Here is a 14,517-nt window from a genome sequence, read left to right as displayed (position 1 = left end):
CACTCGGCGCCGCGAGTGGCCGGATAGCCAATATATGAAAGAATCCGGCCATGGCCCATCGGATCGCGGTCCTCGTCCTCGACCACTTCGCCCCTCTCGACCTGGGCGTTCCCGGCCAGGTCTTCTGGACGGCGGAGTCACCGGCCGGCGAGAAACTCTACGAGGTCGTCACCTGCTCCCCCGGCCGCCGGCCCGTGCGCTGCTCGGCCGGATACAGCGTCCTGCCCGACCACGACCTGGACGTCCTGGACACGGCCGACACGGTCCTGGTCCCCGGCATCCACGCGGGCCGGGCGATGAAGGACGGCACGATCCAGCCCTACCTGCGCGACGCCCTGCAGGGCCACAAGCGGATCATGTCGATCTGTACGGGCGCGTTCGTCCTGGCCGCAGCGGGCCTGCTGGACGGCCGCCCCGCCACCACGCACTGGCGCGAGGCCCCCCACTTCGCCGAACTGTTCCCCAGGGTCGACCTGGATCCCTCGGTGCTGTTCATCGACGACGGCGACGTTCTCACCTCGGCGGGCGTGGCGGCCGGACTGGACCTCTGCCTCCACGTGATCAGACGCGACCACGGCACCGAGGTGGCCAACCGGGCGGCCCGCCGCTGCGTCATGCCTCCCTGGCGGGACGGCGGCCAGGCCCAGTACATCGACCGCCCCTTCCCCGACCCGACGGGCACCAGCACCGCCCCGACCCGCACCTGGATGCTCGCCCACCTGGACGAGCCACTCGACCTGGACGCTCTGGCCGGATACGCGAAGATGAGCGTCCGCACCTTCACCAGACGCTTCCGCGAGGAAACCGGCCTGAGCCCGTCACGCTGGCTGACCAAGCAACGGGTCGACCACGCCAGACACCTCTTGGAAACGACGGACGCAGGAGTGGAGGAGGTGGCCCGCCGAGCCGGCTTCACCACGACGGTCTCCCTCCGCCAGCACCTCCACGCGGCGGTCGGCGTCGCCCCACTGACCTATCGCCACACCTTCCGCCGCTAGAGCCCTCCCCCTGGAGGGGTCTCCCCCCAGGGACCCCAGCCGCCACGGACCGCCACAGGAATCGAGACGGCTGCCCGCAACGGAAGCCACGGTCAACAAGACGCACGTATCGGCGCCCGGCCCCGTGCGGGTTCAGCGGCCGTGTTCCTGGAGGCCCTCAGCCACGTGCGGCGGGTGGCGGTGGGTGTGGCTTGCCGTAACGGATGGAAAGGGGTTTATCAGATCACTCGAACAGGTCCGGTTGTTCGCGGATGATCTGGTCGTGGAGGGGCTGGTAGTTGATCCAGCCGACCAGGTCGTTGCCGATCTGCTTATGAGTGAGCGCCGCGTTGTCCGGCTCGATGGGCACCACCTGCCCGGCCGCCTGGGCGACGAGCTGCACCTGCGCCGAGCGTTCCATCGTGATGAACCACCACGCCGCCGCGTCCACGCTGTCGCCCACGGTCAGCAGCCCGTGGTTACGCAGCACGACGGCCTTGTTGCCGCCCAGCGCGGCGGCGATGCGCTTGCCCTCCTCCAGGTCCGTCACCACGCCCGTGTAGTCGTCGAACAGCGAGACGTCCTCATAGAAGGCGCAGGCATCCTGCGTGATCGGCTCGATCACCCGCCCGAGCGCCGACAGCGCGCGCCCGTACACGGAGTGGCTGTGCGCGGCCGCCACCACGCCGGGCCGCGCCTGGTGCACCTGCGAGTGGATGGCGAAGGCCGCCTCGTTGACGGGGTAGCGGCCCTCGACCACCTTGCCCTCGTGGTTGACGAGGATCAGGTCGCTCACGCGGACGTGCTTGAACGACATGCCGAACGGGTTGACCCAGAAGTGGTCGGTCAGCTCGGGGTCCCGGGCGGTGATGTGTCCCGCGACACCCTCCTCGAAGCCCAGCTTGCCGAAGATCCGCAGCGCGGCGGCGAGCCGCTCCTGGCGATGTCGCCGCTCCTCCTCGACCGTCTCGAACGTCGGCGGCAGGCGAAAGATCAGATTCTCCGGCATGAGCCCTCCTCAGAGTCCGGGATCAGGTTAACCGAACCAGGTTCTGACAGCCTCGTCCAGCGAGCCGTCCGGGGTGCCCGCCCAGGCCACGTACCCGTCCGGGCGGATCAGCAGCGCGGCGGCGGGCGGCGCCGCGCACGTGGCCGTGACCACGTCGACCCGGCCGTCCCACACGTCCTTCCGAACGCTTCCCGCGAGGTCGAGCAGGAGCGGCCGGCCCTCCCGCATGAGCGTGGGGAGAGGCACGGGCTCCAGCTCCAGGTCAGGTACGAAGTGGCCGGTCAGCGGGTGCGCCGGGGCGTCCATGGGATAGGTGACATCGGCGCCCGACATGAGCGCAGATATCCGGCCACGTGCGCTCATGTCCTGGAGCAGCCCACCGAACACCTCGCGCAGCGCCGTCACCTCCGGCCCCGGCGACATGAGCGCGAGCTGGGCCTTGCTGTGCATGGTGACCCGCTCGGCGGCCAGCCGGCGCTCCCGGTCGTAGCTGTCGAGCAGGCCGGGCGGCGCCGTGCCGCGTACGGTGGCCGCCAGCTTCCAGCCGAGGTTGGCCGCGTCCTGGAGGCCCAGGTTCAGCCCCGGCGCCCCGACCGCGGAGTGCACGTGGGCGGCGTCCCCGGCCAGCAGCACCCTGCCCGCTCGGAAGCGGTCGGCCATCCGGGTGTTGCGCCCGCTGAGGCGGCGCAGCAGGTGCGGCCCCGGGCCGGGCGGCGCGGCCAGGGAGATGTCGACGCCCAGCACTCTGGACAGGCTCTCGCCCAGCTCGCCGAGCGTCATCTCGACGTCCTCACCGGGGTCGTCGCCGCCCCACTCGACGGAGCTGATCGTCAGGACCTCGGGACTCATGGGCAGCAGGGCGTACGCGCCCCGCTCGGTGCGGTGCCAGGCATACAGGGCCACCGTCCCCACACCGGGCAGCTCCAGCTCGGCCCGGTCCATCCGGATCGTCGCCTCCGGCAAGACGACGTGGCCGGCCCGCGAGATGACGGAGAACGCGTTCACGCCGGGGAAGCCGATGCCGGCCTGCTTCCTGACCGTGCTGTGGGCGCCGTCACAGCCGACCAGGTAGCGGGTGCGCAGCCGCTCACCGCTGTCCAGTTCGAGCGTCACGCCCGCCTCGTCCTGGGTGAGCGAGGTCAGCTCCCGCCCACGCCTGATCTCCACGCCCAGCTCGCGGGCCCGATCCTCGAACAGCTCCTCCAGGCGGGCCTGCTTGATGCCCATGGCGTACATCGTGTTGCCCTCGATCTCGGCCAGGTCGAGCGGCAGCGCGCCGAACAGGAACATCGGGATCGGCCGCGGCGGCTCGGCGACGCCCAGGAAGCGCCGGTAGAGGCCGCGCTGGTCGAGCAGCCTGACGACCTGCCCGACGATGCCGTTGGCCTTGGGCGCCTGGCTGCGCTCCGGCAGCCGCTCCAAAACGATCGGCCGGACTCCGGCCAGGGCCAGCTCACTGGCCAGCATCAGCCCGTTGGGGCCACCACCGGCGATGACGACGTCCGCGGTCATTGGGGCGCTCCTTGTGCTGTCGGGTTGGACAGTCGGGTGGCGAGTGGGTCGGGCAGTCCGATGGCGAGTGGGTCGGGCAGTCCGGTGGCGAGTGGGTCGGGCAGTCCGGTGGCGAGCTGTCGCATCGCCTCTTCGATCAGCGGGAGAAGCGGCACCGCGGGCTCGACGAGCAGCCAGTGGCGCACGGCCGTCTGCGTGGCCGTGATCACGGCCGTGGCGACCAGCTGCGGATAGAGGTCGCGTTCGTGGTCGGTGCCGGTGCGCTCGGCGACGGCCGCGGCCAGCTCGGCGTCGGCGGAGAAGAGCATCCGCAGCGACTCCCCCTCCATGGCGGGCGCGCTGGTCAGCAGCCGCAGGGCGGACCGCACCTCAGGGGCGGGCGGCTGCGTGGTCCGCTCCGCGTTCTCCCACGGCGCCAGCATGGCCCGCGTCACCGCCTCCCACAGCGGCTCGCCCGGCGGCCTGTCGCGCAGCACCTGTGCCGAGTGCCTGGTCCGGTCGACGTGGCGGGCGGCGAGCGCCTCCCACTTGCTGGAGAAGTAGTTGCTGAACGTCCGCGGCGACACCCCCGCCGCCTCGGCGATGTCCTCGACCCGCACGTTGTCCAGGCCGCGCTCCATGGCGAGCTGGAGCGCGGCGGCCATCAGGGCGTCGCGGGTCGCCTGCTTCTTTCGTTCGCGTAGCCCGGTCATGCCCCCAGACTACAGAATTTTGCGGACTCGGCAAGTTTTCTCATCCCGCAACTTTCTGCGTCACCCCCTGCACCGCATGGGGAGCCCCGCCGACAGCGCAAGCTGCCACCAGCACCTGAGCGGAAAACACCCTCTTCCCGCCACAAAGGATTCAGGAAAGGGCCTTCCCGAACATTAACGTGAATAAATCTCACCGCCACCGTCCACGTCGCACTCGGCACTCCCGGCGTTCCCGAGGACATAACCACCCACCCACCTCGTCTTTCGGCAAACGCGAAGAGAATACGCAATACATTTGCGATCTTCAGCTAGGATCAGTGGCGGTTCATTAAACCGCTCCGAGTTACGCTTTATAAGCACATGGGCGAACTATGCACACATTGCCTTGATGTCCATTCTGTTCGCATGTGCAGGCGATCAAGCAGAGAATGAGACAGGCGCGCTAACCAGCTCGGCCGCTTCGGAGTTGGCGCCTGGGGGCCCGGACAGCCAGTCAGTACCACTACGAAGATCGAAAGGCAGCCTAGTGGCCATCACCCCCCGATGCCTTGGGACACCAAGGAAAGAGAATCTCGGGCCGACAAAGCTCCACCGCGAGCAGTTGGTGCAGCTCGCCAAGATATTCGAGCAGACCGGCGGCTATTCCAGCATCTGGACTGACAGCAACTACGTCGTGTACGAGTCCGACTCATCAGCGGACATCGACGGCCTCGGCTCGACGATGACCCCGACGCTGAAGATGGTGCGGATGGTCCGGCGCGACCCCGTGAACAACGAGAAGATCATGGAGTTGACGCTCTCCTCGGGGACGGCCCTGCTGCTCCGCTACCGAGTGGACGAGACGGCGAACGACGCGGCCCGGATCAGGGAGATCTGCAACGAGAAGAAGCGGACCTGGGCGCAGTTCGCCCTCATCCCCGGTCTGGCCGTCGGCACCCTCGCGGCGATCGTCGGCGCGGCGGTCGCCAGCCGCTTCCTCGGCTCGTTCTCGGGCCCGGTGTGGTGGAGCCTGCTGCCGGTCACGATGGTCCCGCTGGTCCTCGGCCTGGGCTTCAAGTACCTGTGGAAACGGCTCGGCGCCGGCCTCACCCAGGCGGTCATCGTCAACGTTCCGGAGGGCTCGCAGGGCGGGCTGCTGTCACGGAAGCGGGATGACCTGATCGTCGCGGTGACCATGTTCGCGCTCAGTACGGCCACCAACGTGCTGTTCACCCTGCTGTTGCAGCACAAGTAGGATTCCCGGCACTTCCCGCCCAGGCGCGGGCCCTGGGCGGAAGGTACCGGGAGCCTCGATTGACGTGGCGGTGGAAGCTAGCTCGGCTCGGACCATCCCCACTGCGGCACCTCTCGGAGCGGGTGGAGTTGGTCATCGGTTTCGGCATGGGAGTTCTGCATCGCCACCTTCGACCCGAACTCCACATGGGACCGCAGCGCCTCCCGGAAAGGCACGTCTTCCGGCAGTCCGGCCTGATCGGCGGCCGCCATGTAAAGCTCGACGAACCGCTGACGCTGCTCCTCGGTGATCCCCAGCCCACGATGCGCGTCGATCAGCCGGGAAAAGCCACCCATTTCCCTGGAGAACAGGTCGGGCCCGCCGAAGGTCTCGGCCGTGAAAGCCGTCAGATGTGTCACGTGCTGCGGAAGTCCTTCACCGAACAATGGCTGGAGCAGTGGATCGGACAAGACGCTTCCATAGAAGATGTCGATGAACCTATGGAGCCCTTCTTGGCCGCCCGCGTGCTCAAAGAGAGTTTCCATGATTACATCATTACACCATCAATCGCCCAAGCGCTAGGTAGCTCCGGAGACCGCGGCATCCATCCGCACGCCAGGTTCTTACACGCGAACCGCGACTGCGTCTCGCCCACTGGCTGGCAGCCGACGCTCGTCATCGCCGTCCCGGCCTCCGCCGTCGCGGGCACCTACACCGGCACCATCACCCACTCGGTCGCCTGAGCGGCACCCTGGATGGGATCATGGCCTTCTCCCGCTACCGCCAGGAGCGCCATGCCGGTCCAAAGTACGTCCGTCGCCATTCGCACCCTCGAGGGCCTGCATCTCGCCGCAACGCTGGTGACGCCCGGTGAATCAGCCGAGTCCGCGGTCGTCCTGGTCCACGGAGGCGGAGTGACCCGTGAGGAGGGCGGGTTCTTCACCCGGTTGGCGGCCGGGCTGGGAGCGGCCGGCCTGGCCTCGTTGCGCTTCGACCTGCGCGGACATGGGGAAAGTGAGGGCCGCCAGGAGGAGTTGACTCTCTCGGCGATTCTCAACGACATCCGGGTGGCGCTTGCTCACGTACGCGAGGCGACCGGAGCGACCCGGCTCAGCCTGCTCGGTGCGAGCTTCGGCGGCGGGATCTGCGGCTACTACGCCGCCCATAGGCCCGACGAGGTAAGTCGGCTGGTGCTGCTCAACCCTCAGTTCGACTACAAGAAGCGCACCATCGACAGCAGGCCCTATTGGCATGACGACTACTTGGACGAGACCGTTGCCCGGCAGGTCACCGAACAGGGGTATATCGCCTTCACCCCGAGCCTGAGGCACGGCCGGCCGCTCCTCAACGAGGTCTTCTGGCTGCAACCGCATACGGTCCTCAGCGCGATCAAGGCGGCGACGCTCATCGTGCACGGCACCAAGGACACCCTGGTGCCGATCGAGTCCTCACGCGTCGCCGTGGGGCAGTCCACCGCCACCTGTACCTTGGTGGAAATCGAGGGATCGCAGCACGGCTTCGCCGTTCACGACGACCCCCAGTACCTCAACCCCCAGAGCAGAATCTGGCAGGCGTCGGTCATTGAGAGCGTCGCCAGTTGGCTACGGGCCGGCGATTAGGCGGTGCGCCCCTCGATCAAGGCATCCCGCAACGTCCGTACGTGCGGCCGCGCACTCCAGCACTCCAAGATCCGCATCGTGTCCACCAGGACGGTAGTCGTACGCCCAGAGCGGGTGGTCTGGGCGACCCGCGCGGCTTCAGCCCCGAGGATGGCCGCCTCATCCGGCTCCCCGATCATGGCCAGGGCGCGCCGGGGGTACGCCACAGGGCGGCGGGTTGCGCGGGTCCAGTGCGCACAGTGCGGTGGTGCCCTTATTACCCGAACCAAGCGCGTTCTAGTGAGCCTGCTTGAATTGCGAAGTACGGTCACAGACGGCGATCGAGTACGGCTACGCCTGCACACATGAGAAAACCCGGCCCACAAGGAGCCGGGTGGTATGTGCTTCCAGCATAGCAGGTGACCTTTGATAGGCGTCGGCGATCACTGTCACCAGCCCGGAGGGCGAGTGTAGGCCCCGACAGTTGGGGGCAGTTGGCACGTCATCAGGTCTCCTGCGACCAGTTGATACCACCAGTGGCGCCCCACGCCTTCCGAGGACTGCCCGCGCAGCGCACCTGCGAGATAGTTACTGCTGGGGTTGACGAGCCCGACCGGCACGCGCTGCCGCGCCTGCTCAATGGGAAAGCGCAGGTCGCTGTCGTTGGAGATGACCACCGCTGCGTCGATGCTGCCGGTGAAGACATCTAGGAGAAGGTGCGAGGCGACGTTGACGTCGGAGCCCTTCTCCTCACGGTAGGCGTAGGAGACCATGAAGCTCGCATCCGGGACCGGCGCGCCCGAGGAGCCACAGACCTGGATTGGCCACGCTGAGCGGGCGAGCGCGGGTCTGCCCATCCGATCTCGTACGGCCAGCGGTGCATGCTTAACCCGAGAGACGTAGTAGCCGAACTCAATGTGGTCGACACTGCGGCCAACTCGCAGGGCGTTGAGGTAGACACTTTGATCGCGCTGGCCGTCCGGGTTATCAGCGCCATCTATGCGGGCGGTGCAGTACACGACCCGCTCGACGTATGCACCCTGCCAATTAGTGCGCCGGCCAACAAGATCGGTTGCCAAGGCTCGGAGGTCGAGCCAGCGCCAGCCCGGCGTGCCCCGTCCACACAGGCCCCGCGCTCCGTAGTAGAGGTTGTAGCCGTCCACGTAGATTCCGACCCGCATGTGTGTGACCGTATCTTGAAGCGCCCACTCTCCGTTACCGAATCATGACAAGCCATCAACCTACGTTGCCAGACTCAGCACCGCCAACGCCACAGGATCGACGAGGAGGCGATGTCATGAGATCGTTCGCCCTCGGCATGTCCGACATCGCGGCTGCGCTCATCCTGGCCAGGCTGACTCGGCTTGACCAACTGAACCCACCCCTCAACAGCTAGCCATCATGATCTCTCCGGCGGAGATCTTCAGATGGCCCGATCGGTCAACGGGAACGGCGCGTGCGAAGCCCGCGCCCAAATCAAGCATCCGGAGCGGAAGCGGAGGCCCTGCAGGTTTCGCGGCTGGAAGCGGCGCCGGAGGCCCTTGAGCGCGAAGCTCCCCGATGAAGTCCTTTATAGGGAAAGAGTGGGCCTGATCAAAAAGCGGAACCCTGATCTAAGAGCGATACATCCTGGACATCCTTAGCGGATATCTATGACGCCCTGCAAGCGTGAAGGACGGTGATCCCATGACCATGGTGAAGACCGTGATCGAGATCGACCAGCAGGCTCTGGCGATAGCCGCCGAAGTTCTAGCACGAAGACAAAGAAGGACACGGTCAACGCAGCCCTCCGCGAGGTGGGGCAGCGGTTGGTGCGAATGCGAGCCCTGGCCGCGCTTGGCGAGATGGCCGACCGCGGAGACTTCGATGAGTTCGCCGAATACAAGGCATCATATCGCCGGTGACACCCGCCGTCATCGTCCCCAGGAGCGGGAGCGAGACGCGCGACTGCCGCGCCCTCACGGTGGCGGGGGCAGGCCGGCGATCGAACGCGCCGAGGAGGAAAGCCAATGACCAGCTTCAAGAAGTGGAGCGATATCCGCGAGGAGCATGTCGCGCGAGCCGGAGGAGAAGAGGAACTGATCAAGACCCGGCGCATGATCGAGGCGTACGTGCACGCCTGGCATCTGGCCGAACGGCGCAGGAACGGTGGACTCACACAGTCCGAGGTGGCCGAGAAAATGGGCGTGACCAAGATGCGCGTGTCCCAGATCGAGAACGGCGACGTCACCTCGGTAGAGGTGCTGGCCCGCTACATCGAGGCCATCGGCGGACGACTGGAACTGACCGCCACATTCGACGACGGCACCTATCGCATGGGCGACGCGACCGCGGCCATGTGACCCGATGGGGTTCTTGAACGCCCCCGGCGCCCAACATGTGCTCACTGGGGCGGCCGACGTTTCGCGGGTCGCACGCAACACTGGACGATGAGCGGTCTTGATCGCCTACACGTCGGCCACAGCTCCCGAACAGGCAATCTGTCTAAGAGCCAGAACATCCTGGCGTTTGACAGTATCGAGCGTGATCGATGTCCGGCCGACAAGGTCTTCAGATCGCCCTATCGGTCGACGGGAAACGCGTGGGCGAAGCCCACGCCCTAATCAAGCGCCCGGAGCGAAGCGGAGGTCCTTCAAGGGTCGCGGCCTGGCGCGACTGGAAGGCAACGCCTGAGGCCCTTGAGCGCGAACCGCCCCAACGAAGCCCTTGGAGGGGGAGTGGAGCTATGGGGATTCGAACCCCAGACCTCCTCCATGCCATGGAGGCGCGCTACCAACTGCGCCATAGCCCCTTGAACCGGCACCAAGTGTATCCGACTCCGGCCCCCTCCCAGCCCCGGCCAGCCGCCGCGCGGCCTCGCCACCAGCAGCTGGGCCGCCTCTCAAAGAAGCGGCCCAGCCGGAAAATTCCTGGTCAACGGCTACCCCACCGAGCGAGCCTTGTCGATGAGTCCTGCCAGCTCAGTCACCATCGGGTCCTCCGCCGCCCCCGCCAGCCGCCTGGCCTGCTCCCCCAGCGTCGGCAGGGTCAGCCCGAACGCCTCCCGGTCCCGCATGTACACCGCGAAAGCCGCCGCCACCACGTCCACCTGCAGCCGCACCGGCGCCTTCTCCCACACCGACTCGGTCAGCGCCCCCACGTCCACCGCCTTGCTCGTCTCGGCGGGGTTCCTGGTGTCGGGGTCCTGCCAGCGTACGGTCGCCTGGGCCAGTTGCCCGGTCGCGCCTGACTTGAGGCGTACCGCGTAGAGAGCCGTGACCGAGTGGCCGGGGCCGATCTCGCCGCCGTCCCGGGTGTCGTCGCGGAACTCCTCGGTGGACAGCGCGCGGTTCTCGTACCCGATGAGCTGGTAGCCCTCCACCACCGAGGGGTTGAAGACCACCTGTGCCTTGGCGTCGCGGGCCCGCAGTTCGATCGTGGCGGGGAGCTGCGAGGCGAAGACCTTGTCCGCGTCCTCCTGCGTGCTGACGTAGACGGCGGCGCCGTCGCCGTTGTCCGCCAGCTGTTCCATCAGCTGGTCGCCGTAGTTCCGGCCGACGCCGACGGTCAGCAGGGTGACCTGCCGGCCCGCGTACTCCTTGACCCGGTCCAGGATGGAACGCCACTCGGTGCTGCCCTGGTTGGCCAGGCCGTCGGAGAGCAGGATGACCCGGTTGGTGGCCGCGGGGCGGAACGCCTTGGCCGCCTGCTCATAGCCGGTGACCAGCCCGGCCTCCAGGTTGGTGCTGCCGGCCACGGTCAGCTGGTCGACCGCCGCGTGCAGTTCGGTACGGGCGGCCAGCGGCGTCATCGAGGCCAGCACCGTGGCCTCGTCGCTGAAGGAGACGATCGACACCTGGTCGCCCGGCGCGAGCTGGTCGATCAGCGTGTGCAGGGACTGCTTCACCAGGTCGAGGCGACCGGGCTCGGCCATCGACCCCGACACGTCGATCACGAAGGTGAGGTTGGCGGGGCGCCGCGCCGCCGCGTCGGAGGCGCGGGTCTGCAGGCCGACGCGCAGGACGGCCTGGTTGCGTGACGGCATCATGGCGCCGTCGACGTGCACGGTGAACCCGTCGTCCCGCGGCTGCGCGTAGTCCTGCCGGAACGAATTGACGAACTCCTCCGGCCGGATCTGCCCCGGTTCGGGCCAGCGTCCTTCCTGGAGGGTACGGCGGGCATAGGTGTACGAAGCGGTGTCCACGTCCAGGGCGAACGTCGAGATCTGCGCCGCCGACGTGTCCTTCTGTTCCTCGGGAGCGGCACTCTGGTTCTTCGCGGACGCGCTCGCCCGAGCCTCGGGCTTGGCGTCTGCGGGGAGTTCGGGCCCGGACGAAGCCGTCGGTGCGGCTCTGGACGAAGCGGGCGCCCGTAGAGCGGAGTCTCCCTTGGTTCCCCCGGGACCGCCGCAAGCGGCCAGTGCCAGTAGTCCAGCAATTCCGACGCTGATCGCCAAAGGACGAAATTTCATCGCAACCACCTCCGGCCGTATGACGGCTCCCGGAAATGGCGTGGCCGGGCCGGTGACGCAAGCGAGCACAAACCGCGATCAACACGTGATCCGCTCAGCCGACCGGCGCCGCCTCCTCCACCCGGCTGCGAATCGTGGACAACTCCGCGTTCACCAGCGTGAACGCCAGCACGGTGAACCAGGCGAACACAAAGGGCTCACCAGTGCAGCAGGAGCAACTCGGCCGAGAAACCGGGCCCAAGGGCGAGGAGAACGGCCGGCTCGCCCGGACGGCCGCGCGTTTCCTGCAGGACGTGCAGGACCGAGACCGACGACATGTTCCCGTGCTCGCGCAGTGACCGCCACGTGACCTCCAGAGCCGCCGGATCCAGGCCCAGTCGCTCCACGAGCTTGTCGATCACCTTCGGGCCGCCCGGGTGGCAGATCCAGGTGCCGACCTGTTCGGGGGTGAGTCCGTTGTCGGCGAGGAAGCCCCTGATGTCGCCCGCGAGCACCTTCTCCACGAAGGCGGTGAGTTCGGCGTCCAGCACGAGGCGAAAACCCCGCTCGCTCACCTGCCAGCCCATGAGGTGCTCAGTGCCCGAGTACAGCCGGCTGCGCGTGGCCACCACCTCCGGCCCGTGGCCGCGTCCCATCGCGATCACGGCCGCCGCGCCGTCGCCGAACAGGCCGCTGGCGACCAGGTTCGCGATCGAGGTGTCGTCGCGCTGGGTGGTCAGCGAGCACATTTCCACGCAGACCAGCGCCGCCACCTGTTCGGGCCAGCCGCGCAGGTAGTCGTTCAGCCGCGACAGGCCCGAGGCCCCGGCCGCGCAGCCCAGCCCGAACACCGGCACCCGCTTGACGTCCGGCCGCAGCCCCACGCGCTGCATCAGCCGCGCGTCCAAGGACGGCGTGGCGAGGCCGGTGGTCGAGCAGAACACCAGGTGATCCACTCGCCGCGGCGATACGCCCGCCTTGTCCAGCGCACCACGGAGCGCCCGTTCGGCCAGGTCGAGCGCGATCTCAAGGTAGATGTCGTTGGCGCGGCCGAACGAGTCGAGCTTGGCGTAGTCGTCCAGCGGGAGTGCCAGGTTCCGGCTCTGGACGCCGGTGGCTGCGTGGAAGCGTTCGAGCTGGTCGAGGTCGGCCTCGGTCAGCCGGGAGAATGCCTCGGTGATCTCCGCCTGCGCGTAGCGGTAATCGGGCAAAACAGTCTGTACCCCCGAAATGTGCATATATCTCTTCTGCCGCTGAAAGGGGCCGGCTAACCTGCGACCGCGCTCATGCCCGTACGCGCCGGGCCTTCAGTAGGCGAGCCGCCACAGAGACGTCACCTCGGCGGCCCGCGCGGCCCTCAGCGGGTCGGTGCCGTCGGACGCGCGCCGGTGGCGCGGCCGGGTGTCGAGCCGGTCCATGACGCGCAGCCCCGCATTCTCGAACGCCGCCATCAGGTCGGCACGGGACCGCAGGCCAAGGTGCTCAGCCAGATCTGACAGCACCAGCCAACCTTCGCCGCCCGGCTCCAGATGCTCGGCCAGGCCGTCGAGGAAGCCCTGGAGCATGCCCCCGCCGGGGTCGTACACCGCCCGGTCGAGCGGCGACGACGGCTCGGCGGGCAGCCAGGGCGGGTTGCACACGACGAGCGACGCGCGCCCCGACGGGAACAGGTCGGCCGCCACCACCTCGACCCGATCGGCCAAGCCCAGCCGGGACATGTTGTCGCGGGCGCAGACCACCGCGCGCCGGTCGAGATCGGTGGCCACGACCCGCTCGACGCCCCGCTTGGCCAGCACCGCGGCCAGAACTCCGGTGCCCGTGCCGAGGTCGAAGGCCAGCCCCTTGCCGGGCAGGGGCGCCTGGGCCACCAGACCAATGTATTCGCCGCGAATCGGGGAGAAAACTCCATAGTGCGGATGGATCCGGGCACCCAGCGCTGGGACCTCGACGCCCTTCTTGCGCCATTCGTGCGCGCCGATCAGCCCGAGCAGCTCGCGCAACGACCCCACGTAAGGGCTCTCCGCCGGCCCGAAGACCTCCTCGCACGCCTGCCGTACGTCGGGCGCGCGGGCGAGCGAGATGACGTGGCCTTCGTCGTAGGGGATCAGCAGCAGGCCGAGCGTCCGCGCCCGCCGGCCCTGGGCCTGGCGGTAGCGATCGAACGTGGCGCCGGGCTCGGCCGGCTCGCACCGGCGGCCCATCGCCTGGAGCATTTGCCGGGCGTTCTGGAAGTCGCCGCGCCACAGCAGGGCGGTGCCCTCGCGAGCCAGGCGGTAGGCGGTGTCGGCCTTCATCCGGTCGTCGGCGATCACCACCCGAGCCGGTGGCGGCGCCTCCAGTGCGGATCGCCACGCCGCCGAACACTCTTCGCCCGCCTCAGTCCATCTGATCATCAGACCCCGACCGTTTCACGGACGACCGTCCCGTGGCCAATCCATTTATCAGCAGCCCGGCCACGAGAGCGCGCAGCCCCTCGCCGTAGGTGTCGCGCGCGGTGAGCTCCTCCCACCGCCCGCCCACCTCCGCGAGGCGCGGCAACGCCTCGGCGTCGAGCGCGCCGAACACCTGCCGCCGATACGTCGGCCTGCCCTCCTCCCGCCTGCGCAGCGCCGCCGCCCGCGCGGTGATCTCCCCCGCCGTGTAATGCCAGATGATCCGGTACGCGGCCACGGCCCGCTCCAGGGGCAGCCCGGCGCGTACGGCCGCGTCAATGATCGTCTCCGGGTACCACAGCGCGTTGACCGAGAGCAGGTCGTCCGCCCTGAGGACGTCCACGATCCACGGGACCCCCGCCAGCGCCTCGTGCATGGCGATGGCCGCCGCGGCCATCCGCTCCCCCGGCTCGTCCGGGAGCTCGGGCCGGGGCATCGCCGCCGCGTAGTCGTCGAGCAGCAGCAGGAGCAGCTCCTCCTTGTCGTGCACGTGGTGGTAGAGGGCCATGGGCGTGGTGCCGACCTCACGGGCCAGCCTGCGCATCGTCAGGCTCTCCGTCCCTTCGGCCTCGATGAGCCGGTGAGCGGCGGACACGATGTCCGCCCTGGAGATCTTGGGCGGCCGTCCAGTACGTGCGGGCATCCTGTCATGCTA

At 68.2% G+C, this 14,517-nt stretch carries 14 protein-coding genes and 1 tRNA gene; 4 read left to right on the top strand and 11 right to left on the bottom strand.

The features are described from left to right. Positions 1–50 precede the first annotated feature (50 nt). Entirely contained in the window at positions 51–998 is a 948-nt protein-coding gene (locus AB0H88_RS24885) for a DJ-1/PfpI family protein (RefSeq protein WP_357648234.1), read from the top strand. A 223-nt stretch (positions 999–1,221) separates the two neighbouring features. Here AB0H88_RS24885 and AB0H88_RS24880 read toward each other — a convergent pair whose 3' ends face one another. The 3 genes from AB0H88_RS24880 to AB0H88_RS24870 are packed head-to-tail and all read right to left on the bottom strand — an operon-like array spanning position 1,222 to position 4,190. Next, positions 1,222–1,986, bottom strand: coding sequence for a class II aldolase/adducin family protein (locus tag AB0H88_RS24880; protein ID WP_357648233.1), 765 nt, complete (start codon positions 1,984–1,986; stop codon positions 1,222–1,224). 27 nt (positions 1,987–2,013) lie between these two features. Next, positions 2,014–3,498: an FAD-dependent monooxygenase gene (locus AB0H88_RS24875; protein WP_357648231.1), complete on the bottom strand. Its 1,485-nt coding sequence runs from the start codon at positions 3,496–3,498 to the stop codon at positions 2,014–2,016. Further along, on the bottom strand, positions 3,495–4,190 hold the full coding sequence (locus AB0H88_RS24870) for a TetR family transcriptional regulator (RefSeq protein WP_357648229.1): 696 nt from the start codon (positions 4,188–4,190) through the stop codon (positions 3,495–3,497). The genes AB0H88_RS24875 and AB0H88_RS24870 overlap by 4 nt, the downstream gene beginning before the upstream one ends. 604 nt (positions 4,191–4,794) lie before the next feature. On the opposite strand from AB0H88_RS24870, the gene AB0H88_RS24865 reads away from it, so the two are divergent. Beyond that, positions 4,795–5,424 (top strand): hypothetical protein, encoded by a 630-nt coding sequence (locus AB0H88_RS24865; protein WP_357648227.1) that lies wholly within the window; start codon positions 4,795–4,797, stop codon positions 5,422–5,424. Positions 5,425–5,501: 77 nt separating this feature from the next. On the opposite strand, the gene AB0H88_RS24860 is transcribed toward AB0H88_RS24865, so the two are convergent. After that, positions 5,502–5,948 carry a group II truncated hemoglobin gene (locus AB0H88_RS24860; protein ID WP_357648225.1) on the bottom strand — a complete coding sequence of 149 codons (447 nt, stop codon included), beginning with the start codon at positions 5,946–5,948 and terminating at the stop codon, positions 5,502–5,504. A 249-nt stretch (positions 5,949–6,197) separates the two neighbouring features. On the opposite strand from AB0H88_RS24860, the gene AB0H88_RS24855 reads away from it, so the two are divergent. Then, on the top strand, positions 6,198–7,022 hold the full coding sequence (locus AB0H88_RS24855; protein ID WP_357648223.1) for an alpha/beta fold hydrolase: 825 nt from the start codon (positions 6,198–6,200) through the stop codon (positions 7,020–7,022). Here the strand turns inward: AB0H88_RS24855 and AB0H88_RS24850 are convergent. Together AB0H88_RS24850 and AB0H88_RS24845 are read right to left on the bottom strand one after the other, a co-directional pair. Then, positions 7,019–7,228 (bottom strand): hypothetical protein, encoded by a 210-nt coding sequence (locus AB0H88_RS24850; protein ID WP_357648221.1) that lies wholly within the window; start codon positions 7,226–7,228, stop codon positions 7,019–7,021. The two genes, AB0H88_RS24855 and AB0H88_RS24850, sit on opposite strands and share 4 nt — an antisense overlap. A 222-nt stretch (positions 7,229–7,450) precedes the next feature. Then, positions 7,451–8,182, bottom strand: coding sequence for an NYN domain-containing protein (locus tag AB0H88_RS24845; RefSeq protein WP_357648219.1), 732 nt, complete (start codon positions 8,180–8,182; stop codon positions 7,451–7,453). Positions 8,183–9,010: 828 nt separating this feature from the next. Between AB0H88_RS24845 and AB0H88_RS24840 the strand changes: the two genes are divergently transcribed. Continuing rightward, complete coding sequence (locus tag AB0H88_RS24840; RefSeq protein WP_357648217.1) at positions 9,011–9,343, top strand: helix-turn-helix domain-containing protein; 333 nt, start codon at positions 9,011–9,013, stop codon at positions 9,341–9,343. Between the two features lie 376 nt (positions 9,344–9,719). On the opposite strand, the gene AB0H88_RS24835 is transcribed toward AB0H88_RS24840, so the two are convergent. The 5 genes from AB0H88_RS24835 to AB0H88_RS24815 all read right to left on the bottom strand — a co-directional run bounded on the left by AB0H88_RS24835 (position 9,720) and on the right by AB0H88_RS24815 (position 14,505). Beyond that, positions 9,720–9,792, bottom strand: a tRNA-Ala gene (locus AB0H88_RS24835). A gap of 129 nt (positions 9,793–9,921) precedes the next feature. Continuing rightward, positions 9,922–11,451 carry a von Willebrand factor type A domain-containing protein gene (locus tag AB0H88_RS24830; protein ID WP_357648215.1) on the bottom strand — a complete coding sequence of 510 codons (1,530 nt, stop codon included), beginning with the start codon at positions 11,449–11,451 and terminating at the stop codon, positions 9,922–9,924. 197 nt (positions 11,452–11,648) lie between these two features. Next, the gene (locus AB0H88_RS24825) at positions 11,649–12,668 is read right to left on the bottom strand and encodes a 3-oxoacyl-[acyl-carrier-protein] synthase III C-terminal domain-containing protein (RefSeq protein WP_357648213.1); all 1,020 of its coding nucleotides are present in this window, start codon (positions 12,666–12,668) and stop codon (positions 11,649–11,651) included. Between the two features lie 69 nt (positions 12,669–12,737). Further along, a complete protein-coding gene (locus AB0H88_RS24820) occupies positions 12,738–13,823 on the bottom strand; it encodes a class I SAM-dependent methyltransferase (RefSeq protein ID WP_357648211.1) in 1,086 nt (361 codons plus the stop codon). Continuing rightward, a complete protein-coding gene (locus tag AB0H88_RS24815) occupies positions 13,807–14,505 on the bottom strand; it encodes a helix-turn-helix domain-containing protein (RefSeq protein ID WP_357648209.1) in 699 nt (232 codons plus the stop codon). The genes AB0H88_RS24820 and AB0H88_RS24815 overlap by 17 nt, the downstream gene beginning before the upstream one ends. Positions 14,506–14,517 lie beyond the last annotated feature (12 nt).

Origin of the sequence: Nonomuraea sp. NPDC050680, from assembly GCF_040654555.1 — a bacterium.
In the GTDB taxonomy this organism is placed as follows: Bacteria; Actinomycetota; Actinomycetes; order Streptosporangiales; family Streptosporangiaceae; genus Nonomuraea.
The sequence above is the reverse complement of the archived record's forward strand: the minus strand, read 5'-3'. Positions and strand labels throughout refer to the sequence as shown.

Bases quoted from the DNA above. Each gene is read 5' to 3' on its own strand.
- AB0H88_RS24870 (WP_357648229.1), bottom strand. From the start codon at position 4,190: ATGACCGGGCTACGCGAACGAAAGAAGCAGGCGACCCGCGACGCCCTG.
- AB0H88_RS24815 (WP_357648209.1), bottom strand. From the start codon at position 14,505: ATGCCCGCACGTACTGGACGGCCGCCCAAGATCTCCAGGGCGGACATC.
- AB0H88_RS24875 (WP_357648231.1), bottom strand. From the start codon at position 3,498: ATGACCGCGGACGTCGTCATCGCCGGTGGTGGCCCCAACGGGCTGATG.
- AB0H88_RS24845 (WP_357648219.1), bottom strand. From the start codon at position 8,182: ATGCGGGTCGGAATCTACGTGGACGGCTACAACCTCTACTACGGAGCG.
- AB0H88_RS24830 (WP_357648215.1), bottom strand. From the start codon at position 11,451: ATGAAATTTCGTCCTTTGGCGATCAGCGTCGGAATTGCTGGACTACTG.
- AB0H88_RS24825 (WP_357648213.1), bottom strand. From the start codon at position 12,668: ATGCACATTTCGGGGGTACAGACTGTTTTGCCCGATTACCGCTACGCG.
- AB0H88_RS24820 (WP_357648211.1), bottom strand. From the start codon at position 13,823: ATGATCAGATGGACTGAGGCGGGCGAAGAGTGTTCGGCGGCGTGGCGA.
- AB0H88_RS24885 (WP_357648234.1), top strand. From the start codon at position 51: ATGGCCCATCGGATCGCGGTCCTCGTCCTCGACCACTTCGCCCCTCTC.
- AB0H88_RS24880 (WP_357648233.1), bottom strand. From the start codon at position 1,986: ATGCCGGAGAATCTGATCTTTCGCCTGCCGCCGACGTTCGAGACGGTC.
- AB0H88_RS24860 (WP_357648225.1), bottom strand. From the start codon at position 5,948: ATGGAAACTCTCTTTGAGCACGCGGGCGGCCAAGAAGGGCTCCATAGG.
- AB0H88_RS24855 (WP_357648223.1), top strand. From the start codon at position 6,198: ATGCCGGTCCAAAGTACGTCCGTCGCCATTCGCACCCTCGAGGGCCTG.
- AB0H88_RS24840 (WP_357648217.1), top strand. From the start codon at position 9,011: ATGACCAGCTTCAAGAAGTGGAGCGATATCCGCGAGGAGCATGTCGCG.